General features: G+C 72.1%; 22 protein-coding genes. 7 read left to right on the plus strand and 15 right to left on the minus strand.

What is annotated here, in order from left to right:
• The first annotated feature begins 80 nt into the window (after positions 1-80).
• Positions 81-1,088: a phosphotransferase gene (locus ABZ848_RS08130; RefSeq protein ID WP_360827247.1), complete on the plus strand. Its 1,008-nt coding sequence runs from the start codon at positions 81-83 to the stop codon at positions 1,086-1,088.
• A gap of 85 nt (positions 1,089-1,173) precedes the next feature.
• Here ABZ848_RS08130 and ABZ848_RS08135 read toward each other — a convergent pair whose 3' ends face one another.
• On the minus strand, positions 1,174-2,760 hold the full coding sequence (locus ABZ848_RS08135) for a protein kinase (RefSeq protein WP_360827049.1): 1,587 nt from the start codon (positions 2,758-2,760) through the stop codon (positions 1,174-1,176).
• A gap of 352 nt (positions 2,761-3,112) precedes the next feature.
• Between ABZ848_RS08135 and ABZ848_RS08140 the strand changes: the two genes are divergently transcribed.
• Positions 3,113-4,759, plus strand: coding sequence for a protein kinase (locus ABZ848_RS08140; RefSeq protein WP_360827052.1), 1,647 nt, complete (start codon positions 3,113-3,115; stop codon positions 4,757-4,759).
• 91 nt (positions 4,760-4,850) lie between these two features.
• Here ABZ848_RS08140 and ABZ848_RS08145 read toward each other — a convergent pair whose 3' ends face one another.
• Together ABZ848_RS08145 and ABZ848_RS08150 are read right to left on the minus strand one after the other, a co-directional pair.
• The gene (locus ABZ848_RS08145; protein WP_360827055.1) at positions 4,851-5,396 is read right to left on the minus strand and encodes a bacterial proteasome activator family protein; all 546 of its coding nucleotides are present in this window, start codon (positions 5,394-5,396) and stop codon (positions 4,851-4,853) included.
• Between the two features lie 108 nt (positions 5,397-5,504).
• On the minus strand, positions 5,505-6,062 hold the full coding sequence (locus ABZ848_RS08150; protein ID WP_360827058.1) for a PadR family transcriptional regulator: 558 nt from the start codon (positions 6,060-6,062) through the stop codon (positions 5,505-5,507).
• Between the two features lie 145 nt (positions 6,063-6,207).
• Here ABZ848_RS08150 and ABZ848_RS08155 point away from each other — a divergent pair, with 145 nt between their 5' ends.
• The gene (locus tag ABZ848_RS08155; protein ID WP_360827061.1) at positions 6,208-6,891 is read left to right on the plus strand and encodes a hypothetical protein; all 684 of its coding nucleotides are present in this window, start codon (positions 6,208-6,210) and stop codon (positions 6,889-6,891) included.
• Positions 6,892-6,918: 27 nt separating this feature from the next.
• Here the strand turns inward: ABZ848_RS08155 and ABZ848_RS08160 are convergent, their stop codons facing one another.
• On the minus strand, positions 6,919-7,899 hold the full coding sequence (locus ABZ848_RS08160; protein WP_360827063.1) for an NAD(P)H-quinone oxidoreductase: 981 nt from the start codon (positions 7,897-7,899) through the stop codon (positions 6,919-6,921).
• Between the two features lie 176 nt (positions 7,900-8,075).
• Between ABZ848_RS08160 and ABZ848_RS08165 the strand changes: the two genes are divergently transcribed.
• Entirely contained in the window at positions 8,076-9,074 is a 999-nt protein-coding gene (locus ABZ848_RS08165; RefSeq protein ID WP_360827066.1) for an ATP-binding cassette domain-containing protein, read from the plus strand.
• A complete protein-coding gene (locus tag ABZ848_RS08170; RefSeq protein ID WP_360827068.1) occupies positions 9,071-9,919 on the plus strand; it encodes an ABC transporter permease in 849 nt (282 codons plus the stop codon). The genes ABZ848_RS08165 and ABZ848_RS08170 overlap by 4 nt, the downstream gene beginning before the upstream one ends.
• A gap of 3 nt (positions 9,920-9,922) precedes the next feature.
• Here ABZ848_RS08170 and ABZ848_RS08175 read toward each other — a convergent pair whose 3' ends face one another.
• The 6 genes from ABZ848_RS08175 to pdhA form a co-directional block, all read right to left on the minus strand.
• Complete coding sequence (locus ABZ848_RS08175; RefSeq protein WP_360827071.1) at positions 9,923-11,020, minus strand: potassium channel family protein; 1,098 nt, start codon at positions 11,018-11,020, stop codon at positions 9,923-9,925.
• Positions 11,017-12,393, minus strand: a complete 1,377-nt coding sequence (locus ABZ848_RS08180; protein ID WP_360827074.1) for a molybdopterin molybdotransferase MoeA — start codon at positions 12,391-12,393, stop codon at positions 11,017-11,019. Before ABZ848_RS08180 ends, ABZ848_RS08175 begins: the two co-directional genes overlap by 4 nt.
• Positions 12,390-13,325, minus strand: coding sequence for an NTP transferase domain-containing protein (locus ABZ848_RS08185; protein WP_360827077.1), 936 nt, complete (start codon positions 13,323-13,325; stop codon positions 12,390-12,392). The genes ABZ848_RS08180 and ABZ848_RS08185 overlap by 4 nt, the downstream gene beginning before the upstream one ends.
• 137 nt (positions 13,326-13,462) lie before the next feature.
• Positions 13,463-14,914 carry a dihydrolipoamide acetyltransferase family protein gene (locus ABZ848_RS08190; protein WP_360827080.1) on the minus strand — a complete coding sequence of 484 codons (1,452 nt, stop codon included), beginning with the start codon at positions 14,912-14,914 and terminating at the stop codon, positions 13,463-13,465.
• Positions 14,914-15,918 (minus strand): alpha-ketoacid dehydrogenase subunit beta, encoded by a 1,005-nt coding sequence (locus ABZ848_RS08195; protein WP_360827083.1) that lies wholly within the window; start codon positions 15,916-15,918, stop codon positions 14,914-14,916. Before ABZ848_RS08195 ends, ABZ848_RS08190 begins: the two co-directional genes overlap by 1 nt.
• Complete coding sequence (gene pdhA, locus ABZ848_RS08200; protein ID WP_360827086.1) at positions 15,915-17,045, minus strand: pyruvate dehydrogenase (acetyl-transferring) E1 component subunit alpha; 1,131 nt, start codon at positions 17,043-17,045, stop codon at positions 15,915-15,917. Before pdhA ends, ABZ848_RS08195 begins: the two co-directional genes overlap by 4 nt.
• A 189-nt stretch (positions 17,046-17,234) precedes the next feature.
• Between pdhA and ABZ848_RS08205 the strand changes: the two genes are divergently transcribed.
• Complete coding sequence (locus ABZ848_RS08205) at positions 17,235-17,720, plus strand: Lrp/AsnC family transcriptional regulator (protein ID WP_360827250.1); 486 nt, start codon at positions 17,235-17,237, stop codon at positions 17,718-17,720.
• A gap of 3 nt (positions 17,721-17,723) precedes the next feature.
• Here the strand turns inward: ABZ848_RS08205 and ABZ848_RS08210 are convergent, their stop codons facing one another.
• Positions 17,724-18,314, minus strand: a complete 591-nt coding sequence (locus tag ABZ848_RS08210; RefSeq protein ID WP_360827089.1) for a TetR/AcrR family transcriptional regulator — start codon at positions 18,312-18,314, stop codon at positions 17,724-17,726.
• The gene (locus ABZ848_RS08215) at positions 18,311-19,828 is read right to left on the minus strand and encodes a 3-hydroxyacyl-CoA dehydrogenase (protein ID WP_360827092.1); all 1,518 of its coding nucleotides are present in this window, start codon (positions 19,826-19,828) and stop codon (positions 18,311-18,313) included. Before ABZ848_RS08215 ends, ABZ848_RS08210 begins: the two co-directional genes overlap by 4 nt.
• A 213-nt stretch (positions 19,829-20,041) precedes the next feature.
• On the opposite strand from ABZ848_RS08215, the gene paaN reads away from it, so the two are divergent.
• Positions 20,042-21,733, plus strand: a complete 1,692-nt coding sequence (paaN, locus tag ABZ848_RS08220) for a phenylacetic acid degradation protein PaaN (RefSeq protein WP_360827095.1) — start codon at positions 20,042-20,044, stop codon at positions 21,731-21,733.
• A gap of 6 nt (positions 21,734-21,739) precedes the next feature.
• Here the strand turns inward: paaN and ABZ848_RS08225 are convergent, their stop codons facing one another.
• Genes ABZ848_RS08225 through ABZ848_RS08235 form a run of 3 tightly spaced genes read right to left on the minus strand, consistent with a single transcriptional unit; the run spans position 21,740 to position 24,564 of the window.
• Positions 21,740-22,501 carry a TrmH family RNA methyltransferase gene (locus tag ABZ848_RS08225; protein WP_360827098.1) on the minus strand — a complete coding sequence of 254 codons (762 nt, stop codon included), beginning with the start codon at positions 22,499-22,501 and terminating at the stop codon, positions 21,740-21,742.
• A 33-nt stretch (positions 22,502-22,534) separates the two neighbouring features.
• Positions 22,535-23,752, minus strand: a complete 1,218-nt coding sequence (locus ABZ848_RS08230) for an HTTM domain-containing protein (RefSeq protein WP_360827100.1) — start codon at positions 23,750-23,752, stop codon at positions 22,535-22,537.
• The gene (locus tag ABZ848_RS08235) at positions 23,749-24,564 is read right to left on the minus strand and encodes a DUF5819 family protein (protein ID WP_360827103.1); all 816 of its coding nucleotides are present in this window, start codon (positions 24,562-24,564) and stop codon (positions 23,749-23,751) included. Before ABZ848_RS08235 ends, ABZ848_RS08230 begins: the two co-directional genes overlap by 4 nt.
• Positions 24,565-24,601 lie beyond the last annotated feature (37 nt).

Genomic DNA, 24,601 nt, shown 5'->3' on the forward strand with positions numbered 1-24,601 from the left:
GTCTGCGACAACGCCCAGCTCACGGGCCCGGCTCGTGCCCTAGCATCTGGCGCGTGCCGCGCTCCCATGTACCACCCCACGTGCCCCACGCGCCCCCATTGGGCGCCCTGCTGCGCCAGTACACCGCCGGTTCCCCCGTCGCCTGCGAGCCCGTCGAACAGGGCCTGCTGAACCGCGGCTACCGCCTGTGCACCACCCGGGGCCGCTACTTCCTCAAGCACCACTTCGACCCCGAGACCGCCGACCCGGCCGCGATCGCCCGCCAGCACCGGGCCACCCAGCGCCTGGCCGACCTGGGCGTCCCGGTGGCACCCCCGCTGCCGGGCCGGGACGGGCGCACGGTCGCCGTGGTCGGCGGGCACGCCTACGCCCTGCACCCCTGGATCGACGGCAGGCACCGGCACGGCGGCCAGCTCACCACCGGTCAGTGCGAACGGCTGGGGGCGCTCCTGGGCGTCGTACACGCAAGCCTGGAGCGCGTGATGCCGGCGCACGCGCGGGCGCGCGGGTCCGATACGGGCGAGAGCGCCGACCCGGCGGACACCTTCACCCTGATCGACGACCTGCTGGGGCGCGTACGGCGGCACCGGCCCGCCGACTCCTTCGACGAGCTGGCCCGGCACCGGCTGCTGGAGCGGCGCGCGCTGCTGGAGCAGCACTCCGGGCGACGGCCCGCGCGTGGGGGCTCGGTGGGCTGGGTGCACGGGGACTTCCACCCGTTCAACCTGCTCTACAAGGGCGACGCCCCGGCCGCGATCGTCGACTGGGACCGGCTGGGTCTGCGCCCGCGCGCGGAGGAGGCCGTACGCGCCGCCGCGATCTTCTTCGTACGTCCCGTGGGGGCGCTCGACCTGCCGAAGGTACGGGCGTACGCACGCGCGTACCGGCGCGCGGCCGGCGCCACGCCCTCCCAGCTCGCGGCGGCCGTGCACCGCGTGTGGTGGGAGCGCCTCAACGACTTCTGGATGCTGCGCTGGCACTACGAGCGCGGCGACACCCGCGCGGACTGCCAGTTCCCGGCGACCTCGGCGCTCGCGGTGTGGTGGACGCGCGAGTACGACACGGTGTGCGAGGCGTTCACGGCGTGAGACGGACGCCCTCGGGGAAGCAGCACGCGCGCGTGGAGCGGTTTACGGCTCTACGCGCGCGTGGAGGTCACCCTGCCGGCCGGCGTCAGCCGCCGAGCGCGCCGCTGGTGACGCCGGTCGTGCCGCCGTTGTCGGCGCCGCCGTCCGCGGGGTCGGTGGAGCCGCCCGTGGGGTCGTCGGTCGTCGGGTTGCTGCTCGTCGGCTCGTTCGTCGTCGGCTCGTCCGTGGGCTCGTCGGTCGGCTCGCTGCTCGGGGTCGCCGACGGCGTGTACGACGGGGTGTACGACGGCGTGTAGTCCCCCGAGCCGGAGCTCGTGCCGGAGGTGTCGTCCGTCGACGTGTCGGTGGACGTGTCCGTCGGCTCCTCGCTCGGCGTCTCGGAGGCCGTGTCGTCCTTGCTGGTCTGCGAGGTGGTCGGCGACTGCGTGGTGCCGCCCCCGCCACCGCCGCCACCGGTGTTGTTCAGCGCCAGCGCGACACCCGCCGCGATCGCGATCACCGCGAGGACGGCCAGGATCCACAGCTTGCCGCGGCCGCTGCCCCGGTTGCCGTGCCCCTCGAAGCCGCCGTCGTCCCCGCCGCCGTAACCGCCGGGCAGGATCGGCTGCGGGATCTGCGACGTACCGGACCCGTCGCCCGGGTGCGGCAGCACCTGCGTGCCGGCGAAACCGGCCGCCGGAGTGTGCCGGCCGTCGTGCATGTCGACCGGCCCGGTGTTCCAGGTGCCGGTGTGCCCGCCCTGGTCGTACAGCATCTGCAGGCCGTACTGGACCAGCCCGCGCATCTCCTCGGCGGTCTGGAAACGGTCGTCGGGCTCCTTGGCCAGTGAACGCATGACCAGGCCGTCGAGTTCCGGCGGAGCGGCGCCTTCGGAGATCTGGGACGGCGGGACCGGGATGTCCTGGACGTGCTGGTACACCACCGAGAGCGGGGTCTCGCCGACGAACGGGGGCCGCAGCGCGAGGAGTTCGTACAGGAGGCAGCCGGTCGCGTACAGGTCGGAGCGGTGGTCGACGGCCTTGCCGAGCGCCTGCTCCGGCGAGAGGTACTGCGGCGTGCCCATGACCATGCCGGTCTGGGTCATCGTCGTGGACGCGCCGTGCAGGGCACGCGCGATGCCGAAGTCCATCACCTTGACGGCGCCGTTGTGCGTGATGATCACGTTCGCCGGCTTGATGTCGCGGTGCACGATTCCGTGCTGGTGCGAGTAGGCGAGCGCCTCCAGGACACCCGAGACGATGATCAGGGCCTGCTCGGGGCCCGGCGCCTCGGCGTTGATGAGGAGGTCGCGGATGGTGCGCCCCTCGACGATCTCCATCACGATGTACGGCACCGACTGGCCGCCGACGAAGTCCTCGCCGGAGTCGTACACGGCGACGATCGCGTGGTGGTTGAGGCCGGCCACGGACTGCGCCTCGCGCGTGAAGCGGGCCTTGGAGACCGGGTCCTCGGCGAGGTCCGCGCGCAGCAGCTTGACCGCGACGGTGCGCCCGAGGCGCACGTCCTCGGCGGCGAACACCTCTGCCATGCCGCCCCGGCCGAGTCTGCGGGTCAGCCGATATCGGCCGTCGCCGACCAGCCCGCCGTTACCCCACATCTCCGGCGCATCTGACATTCCGCCGCCAGTCGCCTCGGGGTCGGACGGGCCCTGAGCGCGCTGCTGCTGCTCCATCAGTCCTCGCCGTCGTTTCTGCCCGCGGTGCGCGCGGTGTTGTTACGGTCTCCGTCGGCCACGCTACAGCCTCAACGCAAGCGGCCGGTCCGAGAAGGAAGCCGGAACCGGCACGAGACGGACCGGCCATCAAACCGTCACCCCCGGCCGTCGTGCAAATTCTGTGTACCGCGAGTACAACCTCTGTAACGCTCCCACGACGCTTCTTTCGCGTACGGTCACGGAACGGGCATCGCGCTTGACGTGTCAGTGCCCTCGGGCAGACTTGGCCGGGAATAACACATTCGATCACCGCCTGTCAGCCCGGCGATGACGGTCTACGGTGCCTGAAGGCCCATGGGGGACACGGAAGATGAGCCAGGACGGCGCGCAGGGCCGGTACGCGGGAAGGGCGCTGGCCGGTGGCCGCTACCAGCTGCGCGACTTGCTCGGCCAGGGCGGCATGGCCTCGGTGCACCTGGCCTACGACTCCGTGCTCGACCGGCAGGTCGCGATCAAGACCCTGCACACCGAGCTCGGCCGCGAGCAGGCCTTCCGCGAGCGCTTCCGCCGCGAGGCCCAGGCCGTGGCCAAGCTCACGCACACCAACATCGTCTCGGTCTTCGACACCGGCGAGGACAGCGTCGACTCGATGACGACGCCGTACATCGTCATGGAGTACGTCGAGGGCCGCCCGCTGGGCTCGGTGCTCGACGAGGACGTACGGCAGTTCGGCGCGATGCCCGCGGACAAGGCGCTGAAGGTCACCGCGGACGTGCTCGCCGCGCTGGAGATCAGCCACGAGATGGGGCTGGTCCACCGCGACATCAAGCCGGGCAACGTCATGGTGACCAAGCGCGGCGTCGTCAAGGTGATGGACTTCGGCATCGCGCGTGCCATGCAGTCCGGCGTCACCTCCATGACGCAGACCGGCATGGTCGTCGGCACCCCGCAGTACCTCTCGCCCGAGCAGGCCCTGGGGCGCGGCGTGGACGCCCGTTCCGACCTGTACTCGGTCGGCATCATGCTGTTCCAACTGGTCACCGGGCGGCTGCCGTTCGACGCGGACTCGCCGCTGGCGATCGCGTACGCGCACGTGCAGGAGGAGCCGGTGGCGCCCTCCTCGATCAACCGGGCGCTGCCGCCGGCGGTGGACGCGCTGGTTGCCCGCGCGCTGAAGAAGAACCCGAACGAGCGCTTCCCGAGCGCCGAGGCCATGCGCGACGAGTGCCTGCGGGTGGCCGCGTCCCTTCAGGCCGCCCCGCCGAGCATCGTCCCCGGCGCGCCCACCGCGAGCGGTGCGGGCGTCGGCGCGGCGGTGTTCCCGCCGGTCAACCACGCGACCCCGCCGCCGGTCCCGGTCCAGCAGCCGTACCAGCCGGCCCCGACGCCGAACCCGTACGGCACACCGGCGCCCGCGCCGACGCCTTCTCCGTCGTACGGCTATCCGCAGCAGGGCGGCGGCTACCAGACGCCGCCCCCGTTCCCGCAGCAGCCGCAGACCCCGGCGCCGTACAACCTCTCCCCGCAGCCCTCAACGCCGCCGCCCGCGCGGGCCGGCGACAAGGGCAACAAGCCGGTGGTCGTCATCATGGTGGTCGTGGCGATCATCGCCGTGACCGGGCTGCTGGCGGCCATCCTGTTCAACAGCGGCAACAAGAGCAGCGACGACAACAGCGGTGGCAGCGGCGGCACCGACGCGAGCAGCTCGGCGACGCACGCGGAGGGCTATCGCGGGCCGGACACGTCGAAGACGATCGACTCGACGGAGTGCACGGAGCCGCAGGAGTCGTACACCGACGAGAACAAGATCCGGGTGCCCGACTTCCGGTTCAAGTACATCGACTCGGTCAAGGACTGCGCGGCGGACGCCGGGTGGACGGTCGAGGTCGAGGACATCGACGAGAACACGTACGGCGAGGGTGCGGTGATCAAGCAGTCGCCGGAGGCCGGTTCGGACGCGGACCCGGACAACGTGCAGATCACCCTGGAGGTCTCGACGGGCAACCCGGCGAGCTGACAAGCAACGAGCCGACGAGCAACGAGCTGACGAGCAAGACGAAGGGCCCGGCGGTCTCGGCCGCCGGGCCCTTTCATGTCTGTTACGTCGTTTACAGGTACGGCCCGCCGGTGCGGCCGGCCGCCTGGCCGCCGTCCTCGCCCATCTCGTGGCCGCCCACGCCGGGCGGGAGCGCGCGCCGCATCTGCTCCAACTGGGCCCGCGCGGCCATCTGCTGGGCGAACAGCGTGGTCTGGATCCCGTGGAAGAGGCCCTCCAGCCAGCCCACCAACTGGGCCTGCGCGATACGCAGTTCCGCGTCGCTCGGGGTGCCCTCGTCCTGGAACGGCAGGGACAGCCGCTCCAGCTCCTCGACCAGCTCCGGTGCCAGACCGTCCTCCAGCTCCTTCACCGAGCTGCGGTGGATCTCCTTGAGCCGGGCCCGGCTCGCCTCGTCCAGAGGAGCCGCGCGCACCTCCTCCAGGAGCTGCTTGATCATGCTGCCGATCCGCATCACCTTGGCCGGCTGCTCGACCTGCTCCGTCACCGGGATCTCGCGGGAGTCCTCGTCCGTACCGCCGCCAATCGCCATACCGTCCTGGCCGACGACCAGGATCTGGGGGGTCTCCGGTGAGCGTTCGTTCCTCGGCATCTCCATGCCGCCATTCTCTCGCACCCGTGCATCTCATCACCGTGGTGCCCCCTGTGGAAGGTGATCCACCGTTTACGGTGCGGGAGATTGCACCTTGCTGCGCGGGAGATCGCGTCAGTCCTCGGGGCGCGGCCTGGTGACGGTGATCAGCCGCAGCAGACGGGCCTCGCAGTGGTCCAGCCAGCGGATCTCCGCCTCCGCGTGGCAGATCAACTGCTCCAGGACCAGCAGCCGCGCCACCTCGTCGGGATGCTCGGGCGTCCTGGACAACGCCTGCGCCCGCTGCCGTACGTACTCGTGCAGCGCGTCCGCCACGTGCCGGCGCTGCGCCTCCACGACCGCGCGTACGTCGACGCCGGGTGCGCCGACGGCCAGCGCCAGCTTGATCGCCAGCTCGTCGCGGGGCGGGCTCGCGCGCTCGACGGGCGCCGCGAACCACGCGCGCAGTTCGTCGCGGCCGGCCTGTGTCAGCGCGTACAGCGCCCGCCCCGCCTCGTCCTGACCGTCCTGCGCGACCATCCCGTCCCGCTCCAGCCGGCCGAGGGTCGTGTAGACCTGCCCGATGTTCAACGGCCAGGTCCCACCCGTCCGCGCCTCGAACTCGGTGCGCAGCCGTGAGCCGTAGCGGGGGCCGTGTTCCAGGAGCGCCAGCAGGCCGTGACGTATCGACATACCGGGATTGTGCAGCCGTACCGCCTTATTTGGCGGAACCCGGAATGCCGGACGTGCGGAAGGGGGTGACGCTGGTGACGTGACTTCATGGCTGCGGGCTTTGAGGGGGACGGGTGTGGTGGTGGGGATGGGGGCTGGTGTTGCGATGAGCGCCGGTGCGTTCGGGGTGGTCGGGGTGCTGGGGGGTGGGGAGGCGGTGGCGTACGGGGGTGGTTCGTCGTACGGGGGCGTATCGAGGGACGGGAGCGTTTCGTTGTACGCGGCCGTATCGACGTACGGGGGCGTTTCGACGCACCGGGCCGTTTCGACGGACGGCGGCGTATCGACGGACGGCGGCGTATCGACGGACGCTCCCGTATCGACGCACGGCACCGTCCCGTCGTACGGGGGCGTATCGACGAACGGGCCCGTATCGACGTACCACGTCGGGCGGGCCCCCGCCCCCGGGCCTTCCGGGTCCGCGTCTGCCGGGGAGCCGTCGCGGGCCGGGAGTGTGGCCGGGGAGGGGCGGGAGCGGCCTGGGCGGGCGGAGCCGTCGACGCCCTCGGACGACACCACTGCCGAGCAGACGGGCGAGGAGGCGGGGGACGACGGCGGTGGCGTCCCGGAGGAGGCCGCCGAGGGTGTCGAGAGCCCGGACGCCGACGAGTCGCCGCAGGACGCGCAGGTCGGCTCCGCGCCGCCGGCCCGGCCCGTACGGCAGACCGTCGCGCGGGCCGAGTCGCCGGCCGAGCCCGTGCTGCGGATCCTGCCCCTGGGCAGCGGGCTGGTCCTGATCGGGCTCGGTCTCGGACTCGCGTTCATCGGGCTTCGGTTGCGCCGAGGCTAGGCGACTGGGCTTCGTCGGCCCCGCCGGTCAGGGTGCGATCAGCAGGACCTTGCCGATGTGGCCGCTCTCCTCCACCACCCGGTGTGCGGCCGCCGCGTCGCTCATCGGGAGTTCGCGGTCGACGACCGGGCGGACATGGCCGCCGGACAGCAGCGGCCACACGTGTTCGCGTACGGCCGCCACGATGGCCGCCTTCTCCTCCAGCGGACGCGCCCGCAGCGACGCGGCCGTGATGGCGGCCCGCTTGTTCAGCAGCGCGGCGAGGTTCAGCTCGCCCTTGATGCCGCCCTGCATGCCGATGACGGCGAGGCGGCCGTTGACGGCGAGGGTCCGGATGTTCCGGTCCAGGTACTTGGCGCCCATGTTGTCGAGGATGACGTCGGCCCCCGCCCCGTCGGTGGCCGCCTTCACCTCCTCGACGAAGTCCTGCTCCCGGTAGTTGACGAGGATCTCGGCGCCGAGTTCGCCGCAGTACTCCAGCTTCTCCTTGGTGCCCGCGGTCACGGCCACCTTCGCCCCGACGGCCTTGGCAAGCTGGATCGCCATCGTGCCGATGCCGCTGGAGCCGCCGTGCACGAGCAGGGTCTCGCCGGGGCGCAGGTGGGCGATCATGAAGACGTTCGACCAGACCGTGCAGACCACCTCGGGCAGTGCCGCGGCCGCCCTGAGGCCGACGCCCTCGGGCACGGGCAGCAGCTGCCCCGCCGGCACGGCGACCTTCTCGGCGTAACCGCCGCCCGAGAGCAGCGCGCACACCTCGTCGCCGACGGCCCAGCCGGAGACTCCGGGGCCGAGCGCGGCGATCCGGCCCGAGCATTCCAGGCCGGGGTAGCGGGACGCGCCGGGCGGCGGGTCGTAGAAGCCCTGCCGCTGCAGGATGTCGGCGCGGTTGACGGCACTGGCCGCCACCTCGACCAGGACCTCGCCCTCGCCGGGCACGGGATCGGGGACCTCGTCCCACACCAGCGCCTCGGGCCCACCAGGTTCGGGAATCGTGATCGCATGCATGAGGGGGACGCTACTCCTGATGGCGGGCGCCCCCACCGGCGGCGGGGCGCGCGGACGTCGGTGAGGAGTGCGGAGGTCGGCGGGGCGCGCGGAAAAGAGTGTGCGATCACCGATGAGTTCGGGCGACGGTAAAGGTCTTCCCATGCGTGACCCAAGTGCGCGGAAGGAGACCCACCATGAGCCGGCACACGAACGGCCTGGCCATCGAGACCGCGGGACTGGTGAAGACGTTCGGTGAGACCCGGGCCGTCGACGGCGTCGACCTCGCCGTTCCGGCGGGCACAGTGTACGGAGTCCTCGGCCCGAACGGCGCCGGCAAGACCACCACCGTGAAGATGCTCGCCACGCTGCTCAGGCCGGACGGCGGCGAGGCCCATGTCTTCGGCCATGACGTCGTACGCGAGGCCGACGAGGTCCGCGCCCGCGTCAGCCTCACCGGCCAGTACGCGTCGGTCGACGAGGACCTCACCGGCACCGAGAACCTGGTCCTGCTCGGCCGCCTCCTCGGACACGGCAAGAAGGCCGCCCGGGTGCGTTCCGAGCAACTCCTGGAGGCCTTCGGGCTCACGGACGCGGCGGGGAAACAGGTCAAGCACTACTCCGGCGGCATGCGGCGCCGTATCGACATCGCGGCCTCCATCCTGAGCACTCCCGACCTGCTCTTCCTCGACGAGCCGACCACCGGCCTCGACCCGCGCAGCCGCAACCAGGTCTGGGACATCGTGCGCGCCGTGGTCGCCCAGGGCACGACCGTGCTGCTGACCACACAGTACCTGGACGAGGCCGACCAGCTGGCGTCCCGGATCGCCGTCATCGACCACGGCCGGGTGATCGCCGAGGGCACGAAGGGCGAGCTGAAGGCGTCCGTCGGCGCCGGCTCCGTACACCTGCGGCTGCGGAACGCGGAGCAGCGGCCCGAGGCGGCGGACGTGCTGCGTCGGACCCTGGACGCGCAGGTGCAGCTGGAGCCCGACGCGGTGGCGCTGACGGCCCGGGTCGATACGGCGACCAGTGGCGACGCCGCCGAGCAGGCCGCCCGGGCGCTCGGCGAACTGGCCCGCACGGGGATCACCGTGGACAACTTCTCGCTGGGTCAGCCCAGCCTGGACGAGGTGTTCCTCGCCCTCACCGGACACGACACGCACACGCCGAAGAAGGACGAGGTGCCGGCATGAGTACCGCGACCAGCACGGAAACCCACGACCTGGCCCCCGTCAGCGTCGAGTCGCTCGCCGCGCTGCTGGTCGGCGGCCGGCGCCCGCCCCGCCCGAGCCCGCTGTCCGCCTCGCTGACCTTCGGCTGGCGGGCGATGCTCAAGATCAAGCACGTGCCGGAGCAGCTCTTCGACGTCACCGCGTTCCCGATCATGATGGTGCTGATGTACACATACCTGTTCGGGGGCGCTCTGGCCGGCTCCCCGAAGCAGTACATCCAGTTCCTGCTGCCGGGCATTCTCGTGATGTCGGTCGTGATGATCACCATGTACACGGGCGTCTCGGTCAACACCGACATCGAGAAAGGCGTGTTCGACCGCTTCCGCACGCTGCCGATCTGGCGGCCGTCGACGATGGTCGGCTATCTGCTGGGCGACGCCCTGCGCTACACCATCGCCTCGGTGGTGATGCTCGCCGTCGGCATGATCATCGGCTACCGCCCGGACGGCGGCGTCGGTGGTGTGCTCGCCGGAATCGCGCTGCTGGTCGCCTTCTCGTTCGCGTTCTCGTGGATCTGGACGATGTTCGGGCTGCTGCTGCGCACCGAGAAGTCGGTGATGGGCGTCAGCATGATGGTGATCTTCCCGCTGACCTTCCTGTCCAACGTCTTCGTCGACCCGAGGACCATGCCGGGCTGGCTGCAGGCCTTCGTCAACAACAGCCCGATCACCCATCTGTCGTCCGCGGTACGGGGGTTGATGGCCGGCGACTGGCCGGCCGCCGAGGTCGGCTGGTCACTGGGCTGGGCGGGCCTGTTCGTGCTGGTCTTCGGACCGGTCACGATGCGGCTGTACAACCGCAAGTAGGGCTCAGTCGCGCGGGAGGGGCCGGGCGTCGGGTGCGACCCGAACGCCCGGCGACGCCCGCACGATCGTGATCAGCCGGTCCGTCAACTGGAGCTCTCCGACGGCCGGATCGTCGTATCCGAGCACCCGATGACCGCGTACGACGCTCACCACCAGGTCCTCCGTCTCGCGCGGCCCCTTGCCCACCTCGGCCCTGGTCACCGGCCGTTCGACGATGTCGAGCCCGCTGCCCTGCTGGATCAGGTCCTCCATCACCATGCCGGCCGCGGGGCTGAGCACGGACAGGCCGAGCAGCCGCCCGGCCGCGCTGGCGCTGGTGATGACGGCGTCGGCGCCGGACTGCTGGAGCAACGGCGCGTTCTCCTCCTCGCGCACCGCGGCCACGATCTTGGCGCCGCGGTTGAGCTGCCGGGCCGTCAGCGTCACCAGGACCGCCGTGTCGTCGCGCTGGGTCGCGATGATGATCTGCCGTGCCCGGTGCACCTCGGCCCGCTTGAGCACCTCGCTGCGCGTGGCGTCTCCTATGACCCCGGCGTAGCCCTCGGCCGTCGCCGCGTCGATCACCTTGGAGCTGGGGTCGACCACGACGACCTGCTCCTTGTTCAGCCCGGTCGCGCACACGGTCTGGATCGCCGACCGCCCCTTCGTCCCGAAGCCGACGACGACGGTGTGATCCCGCAAAGTGGACCTCCAGCGGTTGAGGCGCCATTCCTCCCGGGTGCGCTCGGTGAGGACCTCGAGCGTGGTGCCGACCAGGATGATCAGGAACAGCACGCGCAGGGGCGTGATGACGAAGATGTTGGTGAGCCGGGCGGCGTCGCTGACCGGGGTGATGTCGCCGTAACCGGTGGTGGAGAGGGTGACGGTCGCGTAGTAGAAGGCGTCGAGCAGGTCCACGGAGCCGTCGGAGTTGTCGTTGTAGCCGTCGTGATCGGCGTAGACGATCAGGGCGGTGGCGACCAGCACCAGCAGCGCCATCAGCAGCCGCTTGCCGACCTGGCGGATCGGCCGCTCCACCACCTTCTTCGGGAGTTTCACCCGATGGGTCACGAGGTGTTCGTCCGCCTGCCGGGCGATCGCGTCATGGCCCGCTTGTTTCACGTGAAACACACCCCGATTCCGGCGGACGCCCAGGGCAGATCAAGGAGTTCGAGCTCCTGACCGGCCCGGGCACCGCCCGGTGGTACGACGGCCAGCGCGTCGGCCGCCGCGATGCCGCGCAGCATGGCCGGACCGTTGTAGTGCAGCGGCACGGCGACATCACCGCGCAGCACGACGGGGATGAGCCGGGTGTCGTACGGGTGCCCATGGGCCGTGTCCTGTACGGGCAGCGCGTACGGCTCGGGCGCGGGGTGCGCGGCGAGGGTGCGCAGCAGCGGCTCGGCCAGGGTGAGCAGGCCGGAGACGGCGGCGAGGGGGTTGCCGGGGAGGCCGACGAGGTGCTGGTTCTCCTTGGTGCGGGCCAGCAGCATGGGGTGGCCGGGGCGCACCTTGACGCCGTCGACGAGGAGTTCGGCGCCGATGCGGTGCAGGGTGGGGTGGACGTGGTCGACGGGGCCGGAGGCGGTGCCGCCGGTGGTGACGATCAGGTCTGCGTCGGAGGTGGTGATGGCCTTGTGCAGCGCCTTGGCGTCGTCGCCGAGCCGTCGTACGGCGGTGACCTCGGCGCCGAGCGCGCGCAGCCAGGGCGGCAGCATCGGGCCGAGCGCGTCTCTGATCAGGCCGTCGTGCGGCCGGCCCCTGGTGAGCAACTCGTCGCCCAGGACGAGCACTTCGGCGCGGGGGCGGGGAACGGCGGTGAGGGTGTCGTAGCCGGCGGCCGCCGCGAGTCCGAGCACGGCCGGGGTCACGAGGGTGCCGACGGCGAGGAGTTGGTCACCGGAGCGGCACTCCTGGCCCCGGGGGCGGATGTCCTGGCCGTGCTGCATCTCACGGGTGGCGTGCAGACGGCCCTGGGCGTCGGTGCGGCCGTGCTCGGTGCGCAGGACAGCGGTCGTGTCCAGGGGGATGCGGGCGCCGGTCGCGATCCGCACGGCCTCGCCGTCGGTCAGCGGCTCCGGCTCCCCGTGCCCCGCAAGCACCCCCTCGTCCCGCACGTCCCAGGGGCCGGGCCCGGCGACCGCCCAGCCGTCCATCGCGGAGGTGTCGAAGGAGGGCAGGTCGGTGAGGGCGTTCAGGGGTGCGCCGAGGGTGAGGCCGAGGGCCGCGTCGAGGGGCACGGAGACGAGGGCGCGCTGGGCGGACCGGACGGCGGTACGCGCGGCGCGGGCGGCCGTGGCGCGGGCCTCGGGCCAGGGGGTGGCGCGGTGGTGCGCGTCGGGCTTGTGGGGCGTGGCTCTGTCCGGGGAGGCGGATCGCGGGGCGGGTGTCTGGTCGGCGGAGCCATGACGCTCCGGTTCGTTCACCAGCGCGAGCACCTCCTCGACGTCGAGGTCCTCGGCGTCCTCGCCGGTGCGGGTGGGGTGGGCGGTCATCCGGCGTCCGTATCGGGCTTGGCGTCGGCGGCTTCCTGTTCCCAGCGCAGGGCGAGGGCGGCGGCCTTGCGGGCGGCCTCGGCGACGGCCTCGGGGCCTCCACCGGCCTGCGCGGCGGCGTACCCGACGAGGAAGGTGGTCAGCGGCGCCGCGGGCCTGGCCACACCGTGCGCGGCGTCCCGGGCGAGGTCGAGCAGCACACCGGTGTCGACGTCGAGGTCGATGCCCAGCTCGTCCTTGGCAGCGGAAATCCATTCATCCAACACGTGCCCATGCTCCCTGATACGTGCCCTGGCGGAGGCGATGTCGTCCCAGGTGTCGCAGTCGAAGGCGGCGACGGGATCCGGGACGCGGGTGAGGTGAAGCCCGGCGGTGAGCCGACGGAGGGGGAGACCGACGAGTCCGGTCGGGGTGACGGGGGCGTCGGCTGTAGTGGGACGGTCGGTCGTCTCCGTGGCGGCCAGCGCGGCGAGTTCGCGGTGCAGTGCGGCCGTGCGGTACGCGGCGACCAGCGGCTGGTCGCGGTCGTCGGCGTCGGTGAGCAGGGCGCCGTCGGCGCTGCTCGTGCGCAGGGCGGTCAGCAGCCGTCGTACGGTCGCCGCCTCGAGGAACGGAAGGTCCGCGGAGAGTACGACGACCTGCTCGGCCGTGGTGTGCCGCAGCCCGGCGCCGAGCGCGGCGACGGGCCCCCCGCCGGGCGGTTCCTCGCGCGCCCACAGCACGGGCCGGGCGGTCGGCCGGGCGTCGGCGACGACCACGGTCGTACGGGCGTCGGCGCAGGCGGCGAGCACCCGGTCGAGCAGGGCCCGCCCGCCGACCCGCACACCGGGTTTGTCGGCACCACCGAGCCGCCGGGCCCCGCCCCCGGCGAGCACGACGGCGTCGTACACCGGGCCGGAGCCGGCTTCGTCCGAGGGCTCGTACGAGGTCACCCCATGAGTATGCGTGCCGCCACGATCACAGGGAACGTGCGGGCGGCCGCGCAATCACAGGGTGCACGGCTGTCACGCCGGCGATTCCGCGTGGCCGCGCGCCTCTTCGCAAAACCGCATTGCGCAGAGCCGCGCCCTCACAGCGTCCGCAGCAGTACCGCCGGCTGTTCCACGCAGTCCGCCACGTACCTCAGGAAGCCGCCCGCCGTGCCGCCGTCGCAGACGCGGTGGTCGAAGGTGAGCGAGAGCTGGACGACCTGGCGCACGGCCAGCTCGCCCTCGTGCACCCACGGCTTGGGGACGATGCGGCCGACGCCGAGCATGGCCGCCTCGGGGTGGTTGATGATCGGCGTGGAGCCGTCGACGCCGAACACCCCGTAGTTGTTCAACGTGAAGGTCCCGCCGGTCAGTTCCCTGGGCGTGAGGCTGCCCGCGCGGGCAGCCTCGGTCAGCCGGGCGAACTCCGCGGTCAGCGCCTCGGCGTCCCGCGCGTGCGCGTCCCGTACGACCGGGACGACCAGGCCCCGCTCGGTCTGCGCGGCGAACCCCAGGTGCACGTGGTCGAGCCGCACGACCTCCCTGGCCGCCATGTCGACCGTGGAGTTGAGCTCTGGGAAACGTGCGAGGGCGGCCGTGCAGATGCGGGCCAGCAGCGCGAGGAGCGAGATCTTGGGTCCGCCGCTCGCGTTCATCGCGGCCCGGGCCCGCATGAGCTCGGTCGCGTCCGCGTCCACCCAGCAGGTCGCGTCCGGTATCTCGTGCCGGCTCCGGGAGAGCTTGTCGGCGACGGCTCCGCGGATGCCCTTGAGGGGGATGCGGGTCCCTTCGGCGACCGCGGGAGCCGGCGCCGCCAGGGGTGTCGCCAGGGGTGTCGCACCCTGCTGAGCCGCGGAGGCCCGAAGGGCGTACTCCACGTCCGCCCGCAGAATCAGCCCGTCGGGCCCTGAGCCGTTCAACTCCCGCAGATCCAGGCCGTTCTCACGGGCGAGTCGGCGTACGAGGGGTGAGATCACCGGCACCGGACCGTCACCGCGGTCGGGCCCACGCACTTCGGTCGCCACGTCGACCGCCGTGGTGCTCTCGCCGGCCGCCGTCCCTTGGGCCACCGGGACCGTGCCGTTCTGCCGCAGGGGCCCTCGCCCGACAGCGGGCGCGATCCGCCCGTCGGCCCCGTCGTCCGCGGGCCCCGGCCGCCGTCCGGGGGTCGCCGCACCGGCACCCGGACCGGCCGCGCCCGCCCCCGGCCCCGTCGGCCGCACCCTGCGCCTGCGCGCCGGAGGCGCCCCCGTGCCGTAGCCCACCAGGACGTTTCCCGAACCCTCGGCGTCCCCGCCCGAGGCCTGGGGGCCCACCGCGACCGTCAGCAGCGGTGCCCCCACGGGCAGTTCCATGCCCTCCTCGCCGAAGCGGGCCGTGACCACGCCGCCGTAGGGGCAGGGCACCTCGACCATCGCCTTGGCCGTCTCGACCTCGACGACCGGCTGGTCGATCGCGACGACGTCGCCGACCTGGACCAGCCAGCGCACGATCTCCGCCTCGGTGAGCCCCTCCCCGAGGTCGGGGAGCTTGAACTCCAGCACCTGTGCCATCAGCTTTCGGCCTCCCACTGCAGACGCCCCACGGCGTCCAGGATCCGGTCCACGCCGGGCAGGTGGTGACGCTCCAGCATCGGCGGCGGATACGGGATGTCGAACCCGGCCACACGCAGCACCGGCGCCTCCAGATGGTGGAAGCAGCGCTCGGTGACGCGGGCCGCGATCTCCCCGCCCGGTCCGCCGTACCCGCCCGACTCGTGCACGACGACCGCGCGCCCGGTCCGCCGTACCGAAGCCGCGACCGTCTCGTCGTCGAACGGCACCAGGGAGCGCAGGTCGACGACTTCGAGGTCCCAGCCCTCGGCCCGCGCGGCCTCGGCGGCTTCGAGGCAGACGGGCACCGACGGTCCGTACGTGATGAGCGTGGCGCTCCGGCCCGAGCGCCGCACCACCGCGCGGCCTATCGGTTCAACGGGCGAGGGCTCGTCCGGGTTCCAGGAGTCCTTGGACCAGTACAGGCGCTTGGGCTCCAGGAAGACCACCGGGTCGTCGGAGGCGATGGCGGCGCGCAGCAGGCCGTAGGCGTCGGCGACCGTGGCGGGCGTGACGACATGGAGCCCCGGAGTCGCCATGTAGTACGCCTCGGAGGAGTCGCTGTGGTGCTCGACACCGCCGATGCCGCCGCCGTAGGGGACGCGGACGGTGATCGGGAGGGGCATCGCCCCGCGCGTGCGGTTGCGCATGCGGGACACATGGCTGATCAGCTGCTCGAAGGCCGGGTATGCGAACGCGTCGAACTGCATCTCCACGACCGGACGCAGCCCGTACATCGCCATGCCGACCGCCGTGCCGAGGATGCCGGCCTCGGCGAGCGGGGTGTCCGTGCAGCGGTCCTCGCCGAACTCCTTGGCCAGCCCGTCGGTGACGCGGAAGACGCCGCCGAGGGTGCCGACGTCCTCGCCCATGACGTGCACGGTCGGGTCGGCGGCCATGGCGTCGCGCATCGCGCGCGTGAGGGCCTGCGCCATGGTGGCGGGCTTCACCGCGACGGTGGTCATCGTTCTTCTCCCTCTGCGTGCAGCTCGGCCTGCAACAGGGCCTGCTGCTCGCGCAGTTGCGGGGTGGGCTCGGCGTAGACATGGGCGAACAGGTCCATGGGGTCGAGCACCGGGTCCTGGTTCATGCGCTCGCGCAGGTCGGCGGCCATGGCCTCGGCGGCCTCGCGCGCGTGCCGGATGCCGTCCTCGTCGATGAGGTGGCGCTCGGTCAGTTCGTGCTCCAGGAGCGCGATCGGGTCGTGCGCGCGCCAGGCCTCGACCTCGGCGTCGCCGCGGTAGCGGGTCGCGTCGTCGGCGTTGGTGTGCGCGTCGACGCGGTAGGTGATCGCCTCGATCAGGGTGGGGCCGCCGCCCTCGCGCGCGTGCCGTATCGCGGCGCTGAGGACCTCGTGCACGGCGGCCGCGTCGTTGCCGTCGACCAGCCGCCCCGGCATGCCGTACCCGACGGCCTTGTGGGCCAGGGAGGGCGCGGCGGTCTGCTTGGCGAGCGGGACGGAGATGGCGAAGCCGTTGTTCTGGACCAGGAAGACGACCGGGGCCTGCCATACGGCGGCGAAGTTCAGCGCCTCGTGGAAGTCGCCCTCGCTGGAGCCGCCGTCGCCGACCATGGCGAGCGCGACCACGTCGTCGCCTTGGAGGCGGGCGGCGTGCGCGAGGCCAACGGCGTGCGGGAGCTGGGTGGCGAGCGGCGTGCACAGGGGGGCGACGCGGTGCTCGTGCGGGTCGTAGCCGGTGTGCCAGTCGCCGCGCAGGAGGGTGAGCGCCTGGACGGGGTCGAGGCCGCGGGCGACGGCGGCGAGGGTGTCGCGGTAGCTCGGGAAGAGCCAGTCGCGCTCCTCCAGGGCGAGCGCGGCGGCCACCTCGCAGGCCTCCTGGCCGGTGCTGGACGGGTACACGGCGAGGCGGCCCTGCTTCGTGAGCGCGGTCGCCTGCGCGTTGTACCGACGGCCGCGCACCAGCTCGGCGTACAGGCGGCGCAGCAGGGCCGGGTCGGCCTTGCCGGCGGCCTCGGTGCCGAGGACGCGGTAGGGCTCCGCGTCGGGCAGCAGCGGCGCGGGGTCGGTGCGGGGCTGCCAGGCGGGCGGCGGCGATGGCCGGTACGCGCCCCGCTGCTCCATGACCGTCATGACGGCACCTCCTCGTGGGAGCGGCTTCGGGCGCGCCACGGGTGTGATGCGCCTCACCTACCGATTGTTCGGTCGTCGGCACATTTTGGCTACAGGCACCTTCAGGCTGTGGACAAACGGTTCTCCACAGCCTCAAATGAACGCAGTACGTCCATGGTAGGGAGGCGGGGGGACATGGCACCTGAACAAATGGCCGAAGGGCCGGAGAGCATCGGCCCGCTGCCGCCCGCCCGTCCCCTCGACGCGATCGATCTGGACATCCTGCAGATGCTCCAGGCGGACGGCCGCGCCTCGATAAGGTCGGTCGCCGAACGGGTCCATGTCTCGCGCGCCAACGCCTACGCGCGTATCAACCGCCTCATCGAGGACGGCGTCATCCGCGGCTTCGGCGCCCGCGTCAACCACGAACGCGCAGGCCAGGGCACCTCGGCGTACATCACGCTGAAGATCGTCCAGAACTCCTGGCGGACGGTGCGCGAGCAGCTCAGACAGCTGCCCGGCGCGTCCCACATCGCCCTGGTGGGCGGCGACTTCGACGTGCTGCTCCTGGTGCACACCCCCGACAACAAGGCCCTGCGCGAACTGGTCCTGACCCGCCTGCAGGCCATGCCGGAGGTGCTCAGCACCCGCACACTCCTGGTCTTCGAGGAGGAGGACCTGGAGCCGCAGAGCTGAGGCTCAGGCCTGGCCGCGCAGCCCGGAGAACACCAACTGCGCGACCGCGTCGGCGACTTCGCGTTCGTTCATGCCCCGCCCGTCCGGGCGGTACCACTCCACGATGGAGTTGATCATGCCGAAGACCAGGCGGGTCGCGAGCCGGACCTCCACGTCGCCGCGCACGTCCCCGTCGGCGGCCGCCGCCTTCAGCAGCTCGGCGACCCGGTGGTCGAAGTCGCGGCGCCGCTCCAGGGCCCACCGCTCGGTGTCCGTGTTGCCGCGCACCCGCAGCAGCAGCGTCACGTACGGCAGTTCGGCGATCAGCGCCTCGACCATGCGCCGTACGACGTACTCCAGGCGGCCGGAGGCGCGCCCCACGCGCGCGTGCTCCTCGTCGAGGATCCCGAAGAGGCCGTCCAGCGCCCGGCTGACGGCCCTGCGCAGCAGTTCCTCCTTGCCGGCCACGTGGTGGTAGATCGACGACTTGGAGATGCCGGCCGCCTTGGAGAGGTGCTCCATGGAGGTGCCGTCGTAGCCGCGCTCGTTGAAGACCTGGACGGCGACGGACAGCAGCGTCTCCGGGGTGTACGTGTCGCGCTTGGCGGTGGTCACGATGTGCTGCCCTCCCGCTTGTCGGTGGCATACGCGTGCCGGTACAGCGCCAGGGACGGCGCGTAGCGGCCGGAGGGGTCGCGCAGATGCAGGTCGTCCAGGAGGGCGTACGCCCAGTTGCGGCCGAGCCGGCGGCTCCACTCGAAGGGGCCGAGCGGGTAGTTGACGCCCAGGCGCATCGCCGTGTCGATGTCCTCCTCGGTGGCCACTCCCTTGGCGACGGCGTCGTGAGCCAGGTCGACGATCCGGGCGACCGTGCGCGCGACGATCATGCCGGGTACGTCACCGATGACGCTGACGTCCTTGCCGAGCGCCTGGAAGAGCCCCGTGGCCTCGGCGAGGGTCTGCGGCGAGGTGTCCTGGGAGGCGGACAGGGCGATGCGGGTCGCGCGGCGGTAGTCGAGGGCGAGGTCGAAGTAGACGACGTCCCGGAACTCCACCGAGGTCTGCCCGTCGGCGAGCGCCAGCTGGCCTCCGCCCGGCAGCACCAGCCGGGTGCCGTGGTCCTCGTCCTCCTCGCGCACCTGGATGCCCGCCTCGCGGATCAGCGTGAGCAGTTCGCCCGCCGGGCCCAGGTCGCCCTCGACGACGACGTACGCGGGCCGCTGCTGCTCCTCCGCGGTGTGCGGCTCGGAGCGCTCGGCGTCGTGCGCGTAGTCGTACCAGCCGTGCCCGCTCTTGCGGCCGAGCCGTCCCGACTCGACCAGGCGCCGCTGGGCGAGCGAGGGCGTGAAGCGCACGTCCTGGAAGAAGCTCCGCCACACCGAGTGCGTGACCGACTCGTTGACGTCCTGGCCGATGAGGTCGGTGAGTTCGAAGGCGCCCATCCGGAAGCCGCCGGACTCGCGCAGGATCGCGTCGATGGTGGCCGGGTCGGCGCCCTGGGCCTCGTAGACCGCGAAGGCCTCGGCGTAGAAGGGCCGGGCGATGCGGTTGACGATGAAACCGGGGGTGTCGGCGCAGGCGACCGGTGTCTTGCCCCAGGCGCGCGCCAGCTCGTACGCGCGCGTGGCCGACGTGACATCGGTGGCGAACCCGGAGACGACCTCGACCAGCGGCAGCAGCGGGGCCGGGTTGAAGAAGTGCAGGCCGACGAAGCGTCCCGGGTTGCGCAGGGCGCCGCCGATCGCGGTGACCGACAGGGACGAGGTGTTGGTGGCCAGCAGACAGTCCTCGTCGACGATGTCCTCGAGGGCGCGCAGCAGCTCCTGCTTGGCATCCAGGCGCTCCAGGACGGCCTCCACGACCAGGGAGCAGTCCGCGAGGTCGGCGAGGTCCGCGGCGGGCAGCAGACGCTCGCAGGCCGTGTCCCGCTCGGCGGCCGTGAGCCGGTCCTTCTCGACGAGCCGGTCGAGCCGGGCGCCGATCGCTTCGGCCGCTTCCAGGGCGCGCCCCGGGACGGCGTCGTACAGCCGTACGCGATGGCCGGCGACCAGCGCGACCTGGGCGATGCCCTGGCCCATGGTGCCGGTGCCGACGACGGCCACGGGGCTGCTGAGGTCGAGTGCTGTCATGTGCGCGATCCTCCCGCACGGGGTTTTCCACAGATGCGGCGGACCCCCTTGTCCCGACCGATCGTTCGGTTACTCTAACTCTGACTGGCCCACCCGTCACCCGCCACCACCCTGCTCGAGGCGCTTCGCGCCGCACCCCTTGATTTCCTGCCCATGTTTCTGCCCAGGTCAAGAACTCGACGGAGAGTTCGAAAGACGAGGAGTTGGTCCCGCATGGCCGCCGAACTGACCGCGCACGAGCTGATCGCCAAGCACCGGCCCACCCTCGACCAGGCGCTGGAAGCGATCCGCACGCGCGCGTACTGGTCCCCGCACCCCGAACACCCCAAGGCGTACGGCGAGAACGGCAGCCTGGACATGGCGGCGGGCAAGGCCGCCTTCGACGCCCTCCTGGGCACCCGCCTCGACCTCGGCCAGCCCGGCACGGACGACTGGGTGGGCGGCGAGACGTCGCCGTACGGCATCGAGCTGGGCGTCGAGTACCCGCACGTGGACGTGGACGTGCTGCTGCCCGCCATGAAGGCGGGCCAGAAGGCGTGGCGGGACGCGGGCGCGGAGGCGCGCTCGGTGGTCTGTCTGGAGATCCTCAAGCGGATCAGCGACCGGACGCACGAGTTCGCGCACGCGGTCATGCACACCTCCGGCCAGGCGTTCATGATGGCGTTCCAGGCGGGCGGCCCGCACGCGCAGGACCGCGGCCTGGAGGCGGTGGCGTACGCGTACGTGGAGCAGGTCCGCACCCCCGACACCGCGGAGTGGACCAAGCCGCAGGGCAAGCGCGACCCGCTCGCCCTGACCAAGCAGTTCACGCCGGTCCCGCGCGGGACCGCGCTGGTCATCGGCTGCAACACCTTCCCGACGTGGAACGGCTATCCGGGCCTGTTCGCCTCCCTGGCCACGGGTAACGCGGTTCTGGTCAAGCCCCACCCGCGCGCCGTGCTGCCGCTCGCACTCACCGTGCAGGTCGCGCGCCAGGTGCTCACCGAGGCGGGCTTCGACCCGAACCTGGTGGCGCTGGCCGCCGAGCGCCCCGGCGAGGGCATCGCGAAGACGCTGGCCACGCGCCCGGAGATCCGGATCATCGACTACACCGGGTCGACGGCGTTCGGCGACTGGCTGGAGGCCAACGCCCGCCAGGCGCAGGTCTACACGGAGAAGGCCGGCGTCAACACGGTCCTCGTGGACTCGACGTCGAACTACAAGGGCATGCTCTCCAACCTGGCCTTCTCGCTCTCCCTGTACAGCGGCCAGATGTGCACGACCCCGCAGAACCTGCTGATCCCCCGGGACGGCATCCGCACCGACGAGGGCCCCAAGACCTTCGACGAGGTGGTCGCCGACCTCGCCCGCTCCGTCGACGGCCTGCTCGGCGACGACGCGCGCGCGAACGCGCTGCTCGGCGCGATCGTCAACCCTGACGTCAAGGCACGCCTGGAGGCGGCGGCCGGCCTCGGCGAAGTCGCCCTCGCCTCACGGGAGATCGCCAGCCCGGAGTTCCCGGGCGCGGTCGTGCGTACGCCGGTCATCGTGAAGCTGGACGGCGCCAAGCCGGACGACGAAGCCGCCTACATGAGCGAGTGCTTCGGCCCGGTCTCCTTCGCCGTCGCGGTTGACTCCTCCGCCGACGCGGTGGAGCTGCTGCGGCGCACGATCCGCGAGAAGGGCGCCATGACGGTCGGCGCGTACACGAGCGACGAGGAGGTCGAGCAGGCCGTCCAGGAGGTCTGCCTGGAGGAGGCCGCCCAGCTGTCGCTGAACCTCACGGGCGGGGTGTACGTCAACCAGACGGCCGCGTTCTCCGACTTCCACGGGTCGGGCGGCAACCCGGCGGCGAACGCCGCGCTCACCGACGGAGCGTTCGTCGCGAACCGCTTCCGGGTGGTGGAGGTCCGCCGGGAGGCCTAGAGGCCTCTAGAAGCCGACCGCCGCGCCCCCGTCGCGGGTCGCGCTCCAGTGGTACAGCGTCATCGCCACGCTGGTGGCGAGGTTGTAGCTGGAGACCTGGGGGCGCATCGGCAGCCGCAGCAAGTGGTCGGCACGCGCGCGTAGTTCGCCCGACAGGCCGCTGCGCTCCGAGCCGAACGCGAGGACGGCGTCGTCCGGGAGCTTCGTGCCCCGGATGTCGTCGCCCTCCGGGTCGAGGGCGAACACCGGCCCCGGGGGCAGCTCCGCGACGTCCAGCCGCTCGACGGCGGTCGCGAAGTGCAGGCCCGCTCCGCCGCGCACGACCGTGGGATGCCAGGGGTCGACCGTGCCGGTGGTGACCACCCCGGTCGCGCCGAAGCCGGCGGCCAGGCGGATCACCGCGCCCGCGTTGCCGAGGTTGCGCGGATTGTCGAGCACCACCACGGGGGCGGTGCGCGGGAGGTGCGCCAGCTTCCGCAGATTGGCCGCACGGGACGGCCGTACGGCCAGGGCGGCCACCGCCGTGGGGTGCGGGCGCGCCACCAGGCTGCGGTACGCCGGCTCCGGCACCTCCGTGAGGAGCGCGGCGAGCCGGTCCCGTACGTCCGGCGCCAGCTCGTCGGCGAGGGCGAGCGCTGCCTCCCGGTCGACGGCGACGGCGACCGGGACCTCGGCGCCGAAGCGCACGGCGTGCTTGAGGGCGTGGAAGCCGTCGAGCAGGACGGAGGAGTCGGCGAGCCGGCGCCAGGCGCCCACGGGGTCGTTCATGGCGTGCAGCCTACGTGCGCGTGCCCGCGCCCCTCAGGCCGTGGAGTTCGCGGGCGTCGGCTCGGCGGGGTTCTCCGGCGCCCGCTGTTCAGGCAGCTCGGTGCGGGTCGTGCGGGTGAGGACGCGGCCACGCGCGCGTAGCGCCCAGTCGCCGAGGCGGCGCAGGAACGGCGTCGGCAGGAAGACCGCGTCCGCCGCGATCATCGCCAGCGAGAAGAACGGCAGCCCGAGGACCACGGCGATCACCGCGTGCTCGGTCATCATGACCGCGAGGAGCACGTTCTTGACCCGCCGGTTGAACAGCGTGAACGGGAAGGCGACCTGCACGATGACGGTCCCGTAGGTCACGAGCATCACCATCGTGCCGCTGGCGGAGAGCAGGTCGGCGAGGGCGGGCCAGGGCGAGAAGTAGTCCAGGTGGAGCGGGTAGTAGACGGCGGTGCCGTCCTGCCAGCGGGTGCCCTGGATCTTGTACCAGCCGGCCGTCGCGTAGATCATGCAGGCCTCGGCCATGACCACCAGCAGCGCCCCGTTGTGCGCGATGTTGGCGACGACGTCGAGGAGGATGCGCGGCTGCTCGGTCCTCGCCCGGCGCCCGACGATCCACCAAGCGGCCTGACCCACCCACACCAGCCAGAGCACGACCGGCACGGTCGGGTCGACGCCGTCGAACCGGCCCCCGGCCGTCACCGCGACCAGCGCGAACCCGAGCACCGCCCACAGCGCGGGCCCGACCCGGTCCACGACCCGCTCGCCACGCGCGCGTGCCTCGACGGCCAGCCTTGTCCGCCGCGCGTCCAGCGACCACACCTGGCCGCAGCGCGTGAACACCAGGTAGATCGACATCAGGTGCAGGACGTTGTCGCCGCCGTCCCCCATGAAGACGCTGCGGTTCTGCAGCGACAGCACACCCACCATGAACAGCACCGACATGGTGCGCGTGCGCCAGCCGAGCAGCAGCAGGACGCTCGCCAGCACGGCGAGCACGTACACGAGCTCGAACCACAGCTGGGTGTCCGACCACATCAGGGCGGTGAACGCGCTGTTGGAGGAGATCAGCTGCTGCGCCAGGTCCCAGCTCCACGGCCCGTCGGGACCGTACAGCTCCTGGCGGTGCGGGAACTCGCGCAGCAGGAACAGCAGCCAGGTCAGGCTGAAGCCGATACGGATCACGGCGCTCTGGTACGGGCCGAGCGCCGCCTCGGTGACGCGGGCGATGCCGGCCGAGACCGACAGGGCGAATCGGTTCACTTCGCACCCCCGGTGAGGTCGGCGGCCGAGACCGGCCACCAGGGCAGTACGCGGTACATCGGCTTGTCCGAGATCTTCTCCGCGCTCCACTTGGGCGGAGCGACATTGGTGGTACGGGAGCGGACCTGGACCTGCGTGACCGCGCCGCCCTTGCCGGCCGCGTCGTCGCGGCCCAGCCGCATGACCACGATGCGCCGCAGATACGACTCCGAGAGGGTGCCGCGCATGCCGGTCGAGCGGTTGTTGGCGTCGTGCGTGGCGAGGAAGAAGTCCCAGGCCCGGCGCAGTTCGTTCTGCTGGGTGTGGCTGGGCACCGGATTGCCGTCGATGGCCCGGCCGTCCTCGGCGGACAGCTCGTACCAGCCGGTGGTGCGCACGCCGCCGTCCGCCTCCTTCACCTCGGCGCGGACCTGGACGGCGATGTTCTGCTGCAGCGGGTTCGGCGCGAACAGCTTCCAGTTCTGCTCGAACTCCGGGTAGACCCAGTCGTCGACCGCCTTGCCGTGCTTCTTGGTGATCGTGTTCGCGGGCGCGATGCTCAGGAACACCATCCCGATGTGCACACAGACGGTGACCGCGACGACGGCGAGGGCCAGTGCGGCACCGATCTGGTAGCGCGGCGAAAGAGCGGCGACGCCTGTACGGGCGTCCCGTCCCGGCGCTTCCGGTCCCGAAGCCTCCGGTCCCGATGCTTCCGGTCCCGAAGCCTCCGGTTCCGGCGCGGGCGACTCAGGCGCATCGGCCGGCTCGGGCGCGCCGCCCGGTCCGTCAGGCCCACCTCGGGCATCCGTGCCTGTGCCGTACGCGTCCATTCCGCCCCGTTCCCCGATACCGATCCGACACTCGAAC

This window comes from Streptomyces sp. NPDC047081 (assembly GCF_040643775.1).
GTDB lineage: Bacteria > Actinomycetota > Actinomycetes > Streptomycetales > Streptomycetaceae > Streptomyces.

Excerpts from the sequence above, each read along its gene's own strand:
- ABZ848_RS08135 (WP_360827049.1), bottom strand. The coding sequence starts at position 2,760 with ATGGAGCAGCAGCAGCGCGCTCAGGGCCCGTCCGACCCCGAGGCGACT.
- pdhA (WP_360827086.1), bottom strand. The coding sequence starts at position 17,045 with ATGACGGTCATGGAGCAGCGGGGCGCGTACCGGCCATCGCCGCCGCCC.
- ABZ848_RS08195 (WP_360827083.1), bottom strand. The coding sequence starts at position 15,918 with ATGACCACCGTCGCGGTGAAGCCCGCCACCATGGCGCAGGCCCTCACG.
- ABZ848_RS08235 (WP_360827103.1), bottom strand. The coding sequence starts at position 24,564 with ATGGACGCGTACGGCACAGGCACGGATGCCCGAGGTGGGCCTGACGGA.
- ABZ848_RS08190 (WP_360827080.1), bottom strand. The coding sequence starts at position 14,914 with ATGGCACAGGTGCTGGAGTTCAAGCTCCCCGACCTCGGGGAGGGGCTC.
- ABZ848_RS08215 (WP_360827092.1), bottom strand. The coding sequence starts at position 19,828 with ATGACAGCACTCGACCTCAGCAGCCCCGTGGCCGTCGTCGGCACCGGC.
- ABZ848_RS08170 (WP_360827068.1), top strand. The coding sequence starts at position 9,071 with ATGAGTACCGCGACCAGCACGGAAACCCACGACCTGGCCCCCGTCAGC.
- ABZ848_RS08140 (WP_360827052.1), top strand. The coding sequence starts at position 3,113 with ATGAGCCAGGACGGCGCGCAGGGCCGGTACGCGGGAAGGGCGCTGGCC.
- ABZ848_RS08160 (WP_360827063.1), bottom strand. The coding sequence starts at position 7,899 with ATGCATGCGATCACGATTCCCGAACCTGGTGGGCCCGAGGCGCTGGTG.
- ABZ848_RS08165 (WP_360827066.1), top strand. The coding sequence starts at position 8,076 with ATGAGCCGGCACACGAACGGCCTGGCCATCGAGACCGCGGGACTGGTG.
- ABZ848_RS08155 (WP_360827061.1), top strand. The coding sequence starts at position 6,208 with ATGAGCGCCGGTGCGTTCGGGGTGGTCGGGGTGCTGGGGGGTGGGGAG.
- ABZ848_RS08225 (WP_360827098.1), bottom strand. The coding sequence starts at position 22,501 with ATGAACGACCCCGTGGGCGCCTGGCGCCGGCTCGCCGACTCCTCCGTC.
- ABZ848_RS08145 (WP_360827055.1), bottom strand. The coding sequence starts at position 5,396 with ATGGAGATGCCGAGGAACGAACGCTCACCGGAGACCCCCCAGATCCTG.
- ABZ848_RS08205 (WP_360827250.1), top strand. The coding sequence starts at position 17,235 with ATGGCCGAAGGGCCGGAGAGCATCGGCCCGCTGCCGCCCGCCCGTCCC.
- paaN (WP_360827095.1), top strand. The coding sequence starts at position 20,042 with ATGGCCGCCGAACTGACCGCGCACGAGCTGATCGCCAAGCACCGGCCC.
- ABZ848_RS08150 (WP_360827058.1), bottom strand. The coding sequence starts at position 6,062 with ATGTCGATACGTCACGGCCTGCTGGCGCTCCTGGAACACGGCCCCCGC.
- ABZ848_RS08180 (WP_360827074.1), bottom strand. The coding sequence starts at position 12,393 with ATGACCGCCCACCCCACCCGCACCGGCGAGGACGCCGAGGACCTCGAC.